Annotated in this window: 9 protein-coding genes; 2 read left to right on the top strand and 7 right to left on the bottom strand. The window is 73.2% G+C overall.

Annotated elements, in window-relative coordinates; all coding sequences use genetic code 11:
• Positions 1 to 127: 127 nt before the first annotated feature.
• Entirely contained in the window at positions 128 to 895 is a 768-nt protein-coding gene (locus ACFZAM_RS00485) for a hypothetical protein (protein WP_391041626.1), read from the bottom strand.
• 161 nt (positions 896 to 1,056) lie between these two features.
• Here ACFZAM_RS00485 and ACFZAM_RS00490 point away from each other — a divergent pair, with 161 nt between their 5' ends.
• Entirely contained in the window at positions 1,057 to 2,976 is a 1,920-nt protein-coding gene (locus ACFZAM_RS00490) for a hypothetical protein (RefSeq protein ID WP_391041628.1), read from the top strand.
• A 170-nt stretch (positions 2,977 to 3,146) separates the two neighbouring features.
• Here the strand turns inward: ACFZAM_RS00490 and ACFZAM_RS00495 are convergent, their stop codons facing one another.
• The 4 genes from ACFZAM_RS00495 to ACFZAM_RS00510 all read right to left on the bottom strand — a co-directional run bounded on the left by ACFZAM_RS00495 (position 3,147) and on the right by ACFZAM_RS00510 (position 9,003).
• Positions 3,147 to 4,547, bottom strand: a complete 1,401-nt coding sequence (locus ACFZAM_RS00495; RefSeq protein ID WP_391041630.1) for a pyridoxal-phosphate dependent enzyme — start codon at positions 4,545 to 4,547, stop codon at positions 3,147 to 3,149.
• A gap of 157 nt (positions 4,548 to 4,704) precedes the next feature.
• Complete coding sequence (locus tag ACFZAM_RS00500) at positions 4,705 to 5,820, bottom strand: LLM class flavin-dependent oxidoreductase (RefSeq protein WP_391041632.1); 1,116 nt, start codon at positions 5,818 to 5,820, stop codon at positions 4,705 to 4,707.
• A 97-nt stretch (positions 5,821 to 5,917) separates the two neighbouring features.
• Entirely contained in the window at positions 5,918 to 7,174 is a 1,257-nt protein-coding gene (locus ACFZAM_RS00505; protein ID WP_391041634.1) for an NtaA/DmoA family FMN-dependent monooxygenase, read from the bottom strand.
• Between the two features lie 671 nt (positions 7,175 to 7,845).
• Positions 7,846 to 9,003, bottom strand: a complete 1,158-nt coding sequence (locus tag ACFZAM_RS00510) for a lactonase family protein (protein WP_391041636.1) — start codon at positions 9,001 to 9,003, stop codon at positions 7,846 to 7,848.
• Positions 9,004 to 9,314: 311 nt separating this feature from the next.
• On the opposite strand from ACFZAM_RS00510, the gene ACFZAM_RS00515 reads away from it, so the two are divergent.
• Entirely contained in the window at positions 9,315 to 9,944 is a 630-nt protein-coding gene (locus ACFZAM_RS00515; protein ID WP_391041637.1) for a methyltransferase domain-containing protein, read from the top strand.
• A gap of 130 nt (positions 9,945 to 10,074) precedes the next feature.
• Here the strand turns inward: ACFZAM_RS00515 and ACFZAM_RS00520 are convergent, their stop codons facing one another.
• Positions 10,075 to 11,526, bottom strand: coding sequence for a hypothetical protein (locus ACFZAM_RS00520; RefSeq protein WP_391041639.1), 1,452 nt, complete (start codon positions 11,524 to 11,526; stop codon positions 10,075 to 10,077).
• Between the two features lie 129 nt (positions 11,527 to 11,655).
• Entirely contained in the window at positions 11,656 to 12,081 is a 426-nt protein-coding gene (locus ACFZAM_RS00525) for a hypothetical protein (RefSeq protein WP_355340088.1), read from the bottom strand.
• Positions 12,082 to 12,157 lie beyond the last annotated feature (76 nt).

Raw genomic sequence — 12,157 nt, forward strand, 5'->3', positions numbered from 1 at the left:
GGTGCCGAGGAGGCGGGTGTAGGCGTTCCAGCCGGGGCCGACCGGGACGCGCCGCGCGTACGGGTCGGCGGCGTTGCCCGTACCGGCGTAGAGCCACAACTCCCCTGCTGCGTCACGGGCGATGAGGTCAGCGCGGTGTTGCCGCCCCAGCCGCCGCCGACCAGACTGCGGGCGTCGTAGTACGCGGACGAACCGGCCCCCTGGCACCGGGGATGAGCCACAGATCGCCTTTGGCGTCCCGCCCGAAGACGCTGGGGACGAGTTCCGCGGGCCGCACGTCGGCAGTGGGGCGCAGGGTCTGCGTGGCGCCGACGTACTGCCACCCTTGCGGGTCGCGGACCTCGATCGTGCCGACGAGCCTGCCCGCGGGCAGGCCCCAGGCCACCTTGAAGCTCAGGTACTGCGACTGGGTGACGTCGGCGCGCCAGTCGACCGGCGGAAGGTCGATGCTCAACGACCCGTCGGCACCCGGCGTCCAGGGCTTGACCGCGTAGTTCTGTCCGTCGGCGCTGGACCGGACCGCAACGGCGTTCTCGAGCTGCTCGGGCGGGTATCCGGCTGCGGCGATCTGGGCTGCCGTAAAGACCACTTGGGTGCTCGTCGTGTGCGCGGACGCCGGGCTCAACCAGACGATCCGGATGTTCAGCCGCTCGGTCACGGCGTGCGGCGCCCCGGTGGCGATCTGCGGGCTCGCGCTGTACGAGGTGACGCCCCCATCGGTCCAACTGGGCTTGAAATACGGCTGATTCACGATCAGGTCGCTCGTCGAGCGGTTGGTGGAGGAGCCCGCGATGTCCTTGCCGGTCGCACCGTCCACCAACTGCGCCTGCACCATGATCTGTCCGTACACCGGGTACGCGGCGCTGATGTGCAGATGCGTCGCGCCCGCCGTCATCGGCGTGCCCCGGACCCAGTGCGCGGCGGTGCCGGGGGCCGGCTCTAGGATTGGCTGACCCGTACATGTCCGCTATCGGCGCCGGGATGGCGCGGGCGGCAGGGGTACTCGTTTTCCTTGGGGGGATACACCGAGTGAGACTTCGCGCTCTTCTGCCTGCCGTGACGGCCGGCGCACTGCTGACGGCCGCGCTCGCGCTTCCGGCGACCGCCGCCGACTCCGGGACGGCGGCGCCGTACGACGCGGTGCCGGGTGCCACCGCGAGCCCGTCCGGCGCGGCGAGCCCCGGTCCGACGGACACGCCGACCGCCACCGCGACCGGCACGCCCACCGGCACAGGCACCGGCACGCCCACCGGCACCGTCGGCGACACGCCCACGGACCCGCCTGGGCCTACGGACCCGCCCACGGACGCGCCCACACCCACGCCCACGGACACCGCGAGTCCGGAGCCGTCAGGGAGCGGGACGCCCGACCCGGCCGAGACCACCCCGCCCCCGCACCGCTTCCAGGTGTACAGAGTCGGCAACTCCTGGTCCGACCACTGGAAACTCTCGGTGTCCGTGTACAGCGACACCTCGGCGGTCGCGGGCATCACCGCGCACTACCGTCCGCACGGTGCGCCCGCGGACGCGCCGGACGCCGGTACGACATCGGCCTTCGTGACCAGTCCGTACCTCTACAACGACCGGACGGCGGCGCAGCGCATCGCCCTTCCCGCGATGGGCGTCTACGACATCTCCGTGGACATCACGGACAGCCGGGGAGAGGTCGAACACTTCCCGGACGCGGGCCAGTTCACGTACGCGGCGCAAGTGTCCGTCGGGAAGCTCTCGGCCGACCGCGGCTCGGTGGACTACGAGCACCGCTCGTACGCCGTCTCGGCCCCGGTCACCGTCACCGACCCCAGCACGGGCGCGGCGCTCGACCCGGCCGGTGTGTCGGTCGACCTGACCAACCCGGACCTCGGGGGCGGGGTGGATACGGTCGCCGTCGCCACCGCGCGGGCGGACGGGCGGGTCAGCGCGCCGGTCACGGTGAAGGGCGACGTCACCTACCGGACGGCGGGCGCCGACGGCACCGCCACCGCGGGCTACCCGTACTTCCTCGACGGCAGCGACCAGACCCCGCTCACCGTGCGGGCGAAGGCGGAGACCACCCGGATCCGCGTCCTGAGCAAGACCGACGTCAACGTCCCCCGGGGCGGCCGGACCACGATCACGGGCGTGTACGAGCGGAAGGCCGGGTCCGCGTGGGTGGGCACGCCGGGCCAGAAGATCTACACCCAGGGACCGGCGTACTTCGACGCCACGGCCAGGACCAGGGCCGACGGCACCTTCACCGTCACGACCGGCACCGCGGGCTCGTACTACTTCTGCAACTACTGGAACTACGACCCCTTCCTCCTGCCCACCGACAACAGCACGACGCCGGTCCACGTGCACATCCCGACGCCCAGCCGCGTCACCCCGTTCCGCGTCAGCGAGGACGAGTACGGCGAGGCGGTGATCGACGGCCATCTCGACCTGTACGGATCGGAGTTCGCGAACAACACGCACTCCATGACGATCCAGTACTCGTCCAACGGCAAGTCCTGGCACACCGTCGGCACCACCCGGATCGGCCGCCAGGGCCTCCCCGGCGACGAGTTCATGACCTACGCGACCTACGGCGGCCAGGCGAACGGCTACTGGCGGGCGTACTTCCCCGGCACCCCGGACTTCTCGCCCTCCTACAGCGCGGCCGTCAAGATCTACCGCACCCCGACCCGCGTCACCGGCGGCAAGCCCAGCCGCACCACGGTGCGCAAGAACACCTACGTCACCTTCGGCGGCCACCTCCAGCAGCGGAGCACCTCCGGCAAGTGGTCCGGAATCTCCCGCAGTTACGCGTACCTGGAATTCCGGCCCGCGGGCAGCAAGACCTGGCACTACGTCACCCGCGTGAAGACCGACTCCAAAGGCGCCTACCACCTGCGCGGCAAGTCGACTCGCAGCGGCACCTGGGTCGTCGTGTGGTTCACCTCCGACAGCCGCCACATCGACTCCAACGGCCCGGAGACCTACGTCCGCGTGAAGTAGGCGGCTCCGGTCCGAGCAATTACCGCGACGGCGGCAACTGGGGGCGGGCCGCCGCGGTCCCGTACCGGTCCGCTCGATGCACCCGCATCGGTCGCGGGACGGACCGGGCCCGCTCGGACCGGCCGCGTCGGCCCAGCGGTTGGAGAACACCTGTGGTGGCGACTCCTCACTCATCCGCTCAGATCAAATGACGGGGCGGGTTCGGATGGGGTGCGCAGAGAGTGCCGGGGGACGGTGTGGGTGGCGCGGCCTTGGGTGAGGACGGGGGCGATGGGGGCGGCGGAGGGGGGCCAGGCGGTGACGGCGGGGGCGGTGAGGGGGAGGGCGGCGCCGAGGCGGGGGGCGAGGGGTTGGGCGGATTCGGCGACGGTCGGGGCGGTGCGGAGGCGGGCGGGGGTGGTCCAGCCGAGGAGGTCGGTGGGGTGGGGGGCCAGCAGGCGACGGTCGCGGCGGTACGCGACCAGCACCACGTCGTCGTCGCCGAGGCCGTCCGCGGTGAGCCGCCGTACGGCGTCGGCCGGGTCCTCGTCCCGCTCCACCACCGGCGCCGGGGTGGCGTGGTCGCCGACGGTCGGGCCGTCGGCCGGGGCCGCGCCTCGGAAGCCGTTGGCGGTGAGCCAGTCGTCGTTGAAGTACGTCGACAGGTAGGCCCGGCCCGAGTCCGGCAGCAGGGCCACCACGGTGTCGTCCTCGGTGAGGTGTTCGGCCACCCGCAGGGCCGCCGCGAGCGCGACGCCCGACGAGCCGCCCGCGAGGATGCCCTCGGTACGGGCCAGCCGCCGCACGGCGTCGATCGCGTCCTGGTCCCCGACGGCGAGGTAGCGGTCGATCACGGCGGAGTCGAGGGCGAGCGGCCAGACGTCGGCCGTGGCCTCGGGGTGCAGGAAGTGGCCCGCGCCCTCGATGTACTTCTGGCTGCCGTCGCCGCCCGCGTACATCGAGGTGACGGGGTCCGCGCCGATCACCCGGACCCGGCCTCCGCTCACCTCCCTGAGGTAACGGCCGGTCCCGGAGATCGTGCCGCCGGTGCCGACGGTGGCGACGAAGTGGGTGACCGCGCCCTCGGTGTCCGTCCAGATCTCGGGGCCGGTGGTGGCGTAATGGGCGGCCGGATTGGCCGGGTTGTCGTACTGGTCGACGAACCAGGCGCCCGGCGTCCCGGCGGCGAACCGCGTGCCCTGCGAGCGCATGCTGTCCGGGTGGTCGCGCGGGACGAAGGCGTCGACCAGCCGCACCTCGGCTCCGTAGGCGGCGAGTTGGTCCCGCTTCTCGCGCGAGGTCGCGGAGCCGGTGAAGACCACCGTCCGGTAGCCGAGGTGGGCGGCGGCCAGCGCCAGGCCGATGCCGGTGTTGCCGCTGGTCACCTCCACCACGGTGCCTCCCGGACGCAACGAGCCGTCCGCCTCCGCCCTGCGGAGCATCGACAGCGCGGCCCGGTCCTTCACGCTGCCGCCGGGGTTGTGCCACTCCGGTTTGACGTACACGCGCGGGCGCAGTCCTTCGGCGGCGCGGGTGAGGCGGATCAACGGTGTCCCGCCGATGGCGTCGAGCACCGACTCGTATCTGGCCATGCGATCTCCTTGAGTGGTGGGCGCCGGGAGGTGGCGGGAGCGGGGTCGGCGGCACGGACCGCGCACCCCGGGAGCGGGGTCAGCGGCACGGCCCGCGCACCCGTACGCCGATCCGCCCGGTGCCTGCCGTCACCGCCCCGCCGTCACAGCCGTGCCGTCACCGCCCCGCCGGCACCGGCCCCGCCGCCCGCTCGGCGTCGCGCCGGGCGACCTCCGCCCGTACCAGCGGAATGACGTGGCGGCCGAAGTCGATGGCGTCGCCCAGCAGGTCGTAGCCGCGCGCGGAGATGATATCGACGCCGAGGTCGATGTAGTCGAGCAGCGCCCGCGCGACGGTCTCCGGCGTGCCGACCAGGGCGTTGGAGTTGCCCGCTCCCCCGGTGACCGCCGCGGTGCGGGTCCACAGCGCGCGGTCGTAGCGCTCGCCCTGCTCCGCGATGCCGATCAGCCGCTGCGAACCGGTGTTCTGCGGGGCGTCGCCGCCGCGCCGCCGCCACGCGCCCGCCGCCCGGCGCTGCTCGATGGCGGCGACCGTGCGGTGCGCCTTCTCCCAGGCCAGTTCCTCGGTGGGCGCGATGATCGGCCGGAAGGCGACCTGGATACGCGGCGGGGTGCCGCGCCCCGCGGCCAGCGCGGCGGCCTTCACCGCCTCGATCTGCTGGGCGGTCTCGGCCAGCGGCTCGCCCCACAGCGCGTAGATGTCGGCGACGGCGCCACCGGCGGCGTACGCGGCGGGCGACGAACCGCCGAAGGAGACGTCCGGGTGCGGCTGCCGCACCGGGAACACGTCGGAGACGTAGTCGCGGAAGCGGTAGTGCGCGCCCTCGTGGTCGAACGCCTCGTGCTCGGTCCACACGCGTTTGACGATCTCGATGTACTCACGGGTGCGCGCGTACCGCTCGTCCTTGCTCAGGACGTCGCCCTCGCGCTGCTGCTCGTGGTCGCTGCCCCCGGTGATGAAGTGCACGGCGAGCCGGCCGTCGCTGATCGCGTCGAGGGTCGCGAACTCCCGTGCGGCGAAGGTCGGATACGACACGTTGGGGCGGTGCGCGAGCAGGATCTCCAGGCGTTCGGTGCGCGCGGCGATGTACGCCGCGGCCGTACCGGGCTCCGGCGAGGCGGAGCTGTACGCGAACAGCACCCGGTCCCAGCCGTGGTCCTCGTGGGCGCGGGCGAGTCGCAGCGTGTAGTCCTTGTCGAAGGACGCGCCGCTGCGCGGTGTGGTCTCGGAGCCGTCGTTCGTGGCGGCGATACCGAGGAATTCAACGGGCACGGCAGGGCCTTTCGTCGGGGTGGACGGGCGGTGGCAGATGGTCAAATTCGGTGACAAGCGGTGACAGTCGGTGGGAGCGGAAGGCGAACCGGGCGTCTCACGAGGGCAGTTCGAGCCCCAAGTTCTCGCGCAACGTCCTCCCGGCGTAGTCCTCGGCGACGACCTTCCGCTTGCGCAGCTCGTGCAGCAGGCCGTTGACGACGAAGTCGTGCTCGCGCGGGTCGGCGAGGCCGCCGAGCGTGATGACGTCCAGCACTCCGGCCCGGAAGCGCTCCTCGACCGCGTCGGCCAGTTGCTCCGGCGTGCCCGCGGCGGCCCAGTGGCCGGTGTCCTGCGCGGCGACGATCAACTCCCGCAGCGTGTAGCCCTGTCGGGCGTATCCGACGAAGATGTCGACCCGGCCGCGCCGCCGGTTCACCGACGTGACGTCCGGCAGCAGGCTGTCCGGCAGCTTCGCGTCCAGGGGCAGTTCCGAGAGGTCGACGCCGCCGCCGAGCATGTCGGCCACCTGCGCCCGGCCGCGCTCGAAGTCGATCGACTCGCGCCGCTCGCGCACCAGTCGGCGCGCTTCCTCCTCCGTCGCGCCGTAGGTGGCGTGGAAGGAGCTGAAGATCAGCGGCAGTCCGCCGGGGCGGCCGAACTCCGCCGCCTGGGCGCGGATGCGGCGGGTGAAGTCCAGCGCGACGTCCAGCGTGGGCAGCGAGGTGAACACCACCTCGGCGTACCGCGCGCCCAGTGCCCGGCCCGCTTCGGACTGCCCGGCCTGGAACTGCACCGGGCGGCGCTGCGGCAGCGGCGGGATGTTCAGCGGACCGGCCACCGAGAAGTACGGGCCGCGGTGGTCGACGGGCCGGACCTTGGCGGGGTCCAGCACCGCCGCGCCGTCCGGCCCGCGCGTCAGCGCGCCCGGTTTCCAGCTGTCCCACAGCGCGTTGACGACCTCGAGCGTCTCCGCGGCGCGCGCGTAACGCTCCTCGGGGCTGGGCAGCGCGCCGGGTCCGAAGTTCTCCTCGCCGAGTGAGGAGGTCACCAGATTCCACGCGGCCCGGCCGTTGCTGACGTGGTCGAGCGTGCCGAACAGGCGCGCCAGGTTGTACGGGTGGTGGAAGGTGCTCGACACGGTCGCGATCAGGCCGATCCGCGACGTGGCCTGGCTCAGGGCCGACACGAACACCAGCGGCTCCTGCGAGCCGATCGCGCCCTGCGCACCGAAGCTCAGCAGGTCGGCGGTGAACAGCGCGTCGATCCGCGCCGCCTCGGCGAGCGCCGCGACCCGCACGGCGGTGTCCAGGGTGGACCGCTCCGGGTCGACGGCCAGGTCGTACGTCTCCGACACACCGCCGGCCCCGGTCACGGTCTTCAGCGTCCTCGGAGGCTGCGCGCTCACAGGTCGTCCCTTCTCACCGGCGGCGACGGCACCGGTGCGTCATGTGGCTGAGGATCGGGGTCTTCTCCGGCGCGAGCCGACGGACGGCGCGGGTGCCCGCCCCTGTGCGCGGACGTGCTGCCGCGGGGTGCGGACGTGCTGCCGCGAGGTGCGGAGGCGCGCGACAACGCGCGGCGGTACCCGGAGAAGAGGGGGAGAAAGCCGTCGTGGACGGCGGATCGTCAGCGACAGAGCGTGGTGTGGATCCGGCACAGATCGACGTGCCGACGCTTCGTCCGGCCGGGCCGCAGAAGGGCGGCCCCGACCGATACGGCGCGCGATCCCTTCACGACGACTCCGATCGGCCCGGCCGTGAAAGCCGGGCACAGCGACGCGGCCGGGAGAACGCTCCGGCCGCGTGATGCGGGTTGACGGTGCGGAATGAACGTACGTGCCAGGTGGCGGGCCTTGTCAAGACCCCCCCCGGGCGGCGGCGGGCGGTCGTCACCGCCGAGAACGCCGTGGGGCCCGCCGAAAAGCCGCTTCGGCGGGCCCGTGCCGCGCGGCGCGCGGAGTGCTCCGCGCGGCGCGCTCCGGTTCGGGTGCCGCCCGGCGGTGACTCTCCGGGCGGTCCCGGGTCTTACAGGCGGTCCCGGGCTCTACAGGGCGACGATTCCCTCGCCTCCGACGGCGTCCGGGACGATGACGGTGCCGACCTTGTGGAGCGAGCCGTCCCGCTCGACGCGGAAGGCGTCGACACCGCCCGTACCGCCGGTCTGGACGTACAGGAAGTGCTCGTCGGGGGTGACGGCGGAGTCCGTGGAACCCGCGCCGGTCGCGGTGGTGCCGAGCGGTTCGAGCGTCGCCCGGCGGGTCTGCCGGAAGCCGGAGACCGCGTTGCTGCCGGCGTTGGAGGCGTAGAAGCGGTCCCCGGCGCGGGAGATCCAACAGGTGGCCTGCTCGCCGGTGAGCACCTTGTCGAGCCGGACGACGTGGCCGTCCTCGCGGACCGCGAAGGTCAGCACGGCGTTGGTCCCCGCGTCGGTGACGACCAGGCGGCCACGGCTGTCGAAGGTGAAGCCGAAGGGGACCGCCCCGTTCTCCACGTTCACGACGGGACGGGCGGACGGGGCGCCGGACGGGCTCACGCGGAAGACGTCGACGCTGCTGCCGCCGGCCTTCGTGGTGACGATCAGTCGGGACCCGTCGGGGGTGAAGGACACCTGGCCGGGGGTGTGGGTGAACTCCGGCGCCGTCGTGGTGTCGAGGTGGAGCTCCCGCCTCCACCCGCCGACGCGCTCCAGCCTCTTGCCCCCGGCGATCCGGTAGCCCTGGACGGAGCCGCCGTCGCGGGCGTTGAGGACGTAGACCCGGTCGTTGTGGACGGTGAGGCTGACGGGGAAACGTCCGCCGGAGGTGATGACCTGCTCGCGGTGGAGCCTCTCGCCGTCGACCGAGAAGACGGTGACGGTGTCGCTGCCCGCGTTGACGGCGAAGAGCAGGTGGTGCGCGCAGTCGTGGACGAGCGAGCCCTGCGAGGCGAGGTGGTCGACGACCGAGCCGTCGAGGACACCGCCCTTGCCGCCGGTGGCGAAGGTGCCGCGTCGGCTGAGGGAGCCGTCGGGGGCGCGGTGGTAGGCGACGACCTCGTTGTGGGCGGTGTTGTCCGTCTGGACGAACACCGGACCCTCGGAACCGCTGGGATACGGGGCGGGCGACGCCGCCGCCGACGCGGACGGGAGGGCGAACACCGCCATGGAGCCCGCCACTGCTGCGGCGGTCCAGGCGGCGTGAGTGAGCGTGAGAATGCGCTTCATCGTTCCCCTTCGGGAGATGGGTCGGCGAGATGGCCCCCTGCCCACGGCCTGGGCAGATGCGGTCCGCCGCCAGGATCGGGCCGGCGGCGGACACGAACCGTGACCGACGGGGCCAGGTTCGGCCGTTGTGGTGAGCGGCCCAGTCGAACGGCCCCAGGCCCGTAAAAGTCCAGGTGGACGGGGTGGGGCGGGGCCGCCCCTGAGCCCCGGGCGGGGCCGTCCGTGAGCGCCGGGCGGGGCCGTCCGTGAGCGCCGGGCGGGGCCTGTCACCCGGGGGCGGCGGCGGTGGCGGAGGTGTTAGCTTCCTTCGCGTGGCGGAACACCAGGACGGGACCAGGGCGGCCTACGACGGGGTCGTCGAGCTGTACGCGTCGTTGTTCGCCGACCGGCTGGAGACGCAGCCGTTCGCGCGGGGCATGCTCGGCACCTTCGCCGAGTTGGTGCGCGGGACGGGGAACGTGCGGACGGCCGACCTCGGCTGCGGGCCGGGGCACATGACGGCCATGCTGCACGACCTGGGGCTGGACGCCTTCGGGCTCGACCTCTCACCCGGCATGGTCGGCCACGCCCGGCGCGCTCATCCGGCGCTGCGGTTCGACGAGGCGCGGATGGAGGCGCTGCCGGTCGAGGACGGGGCACTGGGCGGCGTGCTGGCGCACTACTCGATGATCCACACCCCGCCGGAGGAAGTGCCCGCGCTCCTCGCGGAACAGGTACGCGTCCTGGCCCCGGGCGGCCTGCTCATGGCCTCCTTCTTCGCCACCGAAGGGCCGGAGCCGGTCCGCTTCGACCACAAGGTCTCGCCCGCCTACAGCTGGCCGGTGGACCGCTTCGCCGAACTCCTCGCCGGGGCGGGGCTGTTCAACCTCGCCCGGCTGGTCCACGACCCGGTCTCCGAACGGGGCTTCCTCGACGCCCACTTGCTGGGCCGCCGCCTCTAACGGCTGTTTCCGGCAGGGGCGGTTGCCTCGGCGGAGGCGGCGCGGTGGGAGGCCCGCGCCGACTTCGCCCGCCTTCTCGACCTCGGCCGCCGACGCGGGCCGGACACTCGGCGGGTCTCGGCTTCCGGGGTCAGCGGGGAGGTGCCGAGTCCAGTATCCGCAGGGCGAACGGCGCGATGGGGGCCATACGGCGGCGGCGGAGGTCGAGGGTGGGGGCGGGGGCGGACAGGCCGTGGGCGGCGAGGAGGGTCATCAGGGGCCAGATGAGGTCGGGGCGGCCGGTGAGGGGGAGTTCGGCCGAGTCGGGGGTGATGACCTTGGCGGGGGTGACGCCCGCGAGGAGGTTGGTGCGGGGCCAGTCGACGACGTAGGACGTGCCGCGCGGGGCGACGCACAGGACGACGTCCCGGGTGCGGTGGAGGACGGCGAGGTAGTTCATCGGGAGGGTCAGGCGGCGGGCGGCGTCGAACGGGGGCGTGCCGTCCTCCGGCTGGACGCGGACGACGGTGTCGAGGACCGGGCCGTGGTCCTGGAAGGTGGTCGTGCCGCGCAGTTCGACGAAGCGGGCGCGGATCAGGTGGCCGCCACGGCGGGACCAGCGGCGGCCCGAGGAGCCGAACTCGCCCGTGGGGCCGGGCAGTTCGTCCACGATCCAGCGGGACTCCTCCCCCGGTTCCGTGACCGGTGCGCGGTCCTCGGGGTGGGCGCGGATTCGCTCGGCCAGGGCGGTGTAGCGACCGGCCGTGTGCGGGTCCAGTCGCCGGAGGTCGATGGTGTCGCCGGTCATCACGACTCCTCCGGCCGCCCGTGAGATCCGCATCTGCTCCAGCAGGCGGCCGGGGCGCCGGGTGACGTCGGTGCGGTGGCCGTCGAGGTCGAGCATCCGGCTGGTCCTCGTCCCCGCGAGCAGCAGGCTGCGCGGCCACTGGGGGGTGATCTCGCCGGGGGTGGCCGGGGCGGCGTCCGAGGCTGTGCCGGGGACGGCGTCCGAGGAGCCGGGAGGTCCGGCGGCAGGTCCGGTGGAAGGGGCCGGGTGGACGAGGACGACCAGGCGCCCGGCCGTCACGGCGGACAGGCACATGGACGGCACCCGCCACTCCCGCGTGACCTCGAACGGGTCGGCGCCCTCGACGCCGTGCACCCGCAGCCCCAGCCGGATCAGCGGCGTGAACTCGTCGGGCGTGTAGTTGCCGAAGTGCTTCGTGAAGGTGGCCTCGCCGTCGGGGCTGTAGCGCACCAATGACGCCTCCAGGACGTCGGCCCGCGCCAGCCACGCCCGCGCCGGGCCTTTGGGGGACTCCGGCGACAGCATCACGAGAGTGTCGTCGTCGTAGCGGACACTCGCGTCCTTCGCCCGGTCCCGGCGCGTGATCCGGGGGAACCCCTGCCGCGTGGACGTGTAGGCCGCGACGGGAATCGTGACCGTGCCGGCCAGGCCGACGCCGAGGCAGACCAGCGCGGCGCCCCGGTCGGTCCCGCCGTGCCATATCTGGAGCCCCATCAGCAGGAAGAACGGGCCCGCGATGCAGCAGACCGCGGTGAAGAGGAGATTGCCGATGAACGCACCGGCGTAGCTCCGCATGTGCCCCTCCCCGGAGAGTTTCCTACGCGGACACGAACACGGACGCGGATGCTGGCGCGGACGCGGACGTCGGCGGGCGCGTCGGCGTCGGGACCGGGACGGGGCACGGCGCCGGAGTACGAGCGGCCCTCACGGCGTGACCCCGTCCCCGGCGTACAGGTAGCCGCCGGGCCGGGCGGGGTCCGCCACCAGCAGCACCTGGTCCCCGGCGCGCGGAATCCGCAGCTTGGAGACGATGGTCTGGAGCGCGATCCGGTCGGCGGTCCCGTTCGGCTGGAGGACCAGGTCGACCACCGGGTCGAAGTTGACGAGCCTGCCGGTGTCGGTGATCGACACGACCACGGCGGGGGTGGTCGGCGCCCCGGCCGCGAGCAACTGCTGTACGTCGAGGCCGGAGTTGTACGCCCCGATGGACTGCTGGACCCGGCTGAAGTCCTCCTCGCCGAGGAACGCGCGGGTGGTACGGCCGTAGAAGCCCTTGCCGCTGGCCACCTTGCCGGCGATCTCGGCCGCCCGCTCCTCGCGGCTCTGGCGGCGCTTCCTGAAGATTCCCATGACGGCTGCTCCTTCTGGTGATGCCCGGTCCCGTGCCGCCCGGCGCACGCCCTGTGCACGGCCTGTGCACGCCCGA

This window comes from Streptomyces sp. NPDC008079 (assembly GCF_042957385.1).
Classification (GTDB): Bacteria; Actinomycetota; Actinomycetes; order Streptomycetales; family Streptomycetaceae; genus Actinacidiphila.

What these genes read in the sequence shown, in the direction of transcription:
- ACFZAM_RS00485 (WP_391041626.1), bottom strand. Translation starts at nt 895, where the DNA reads ATGACGGCGGGCGCGACGCATCTGCACATCAGCGCCGCGTACCCGGTG.
- ACFZAM_RS00495 (WP_391041630.1), bottom strand. Translation starts at nt 4,547, where the DNA reads ATGGCCAGATACGAGTCGGTGCTCGACGCCATCGGCGGGACACCGTTG.
- ACFZAM_RS00510 (WP_391041636.1), bottom strand. Translation starts at nt 9,003, where the DNA reads ATGAAGCGCATTCTCACGCTCACTCACGCCGCCTGGACCGCCGCAGCA.
- ACFZAM_RS00520 (WP_391041639.1), bottom strand. Translation starts at nt 11,526, where the DNA reads ATGCGGAGCTACGCCGGTGCGTTCATCGGCAATCTCCTCTTCACCGCG.
- ACFZAM_RS00525 (WP_355340088.1), bottom strand. Translation starts at nt 12,081, where the DNA reads ATGGGAATCTTCAGGAAGCGCCGCCAGAGCCGCGAGGAGCGGGCGGCC.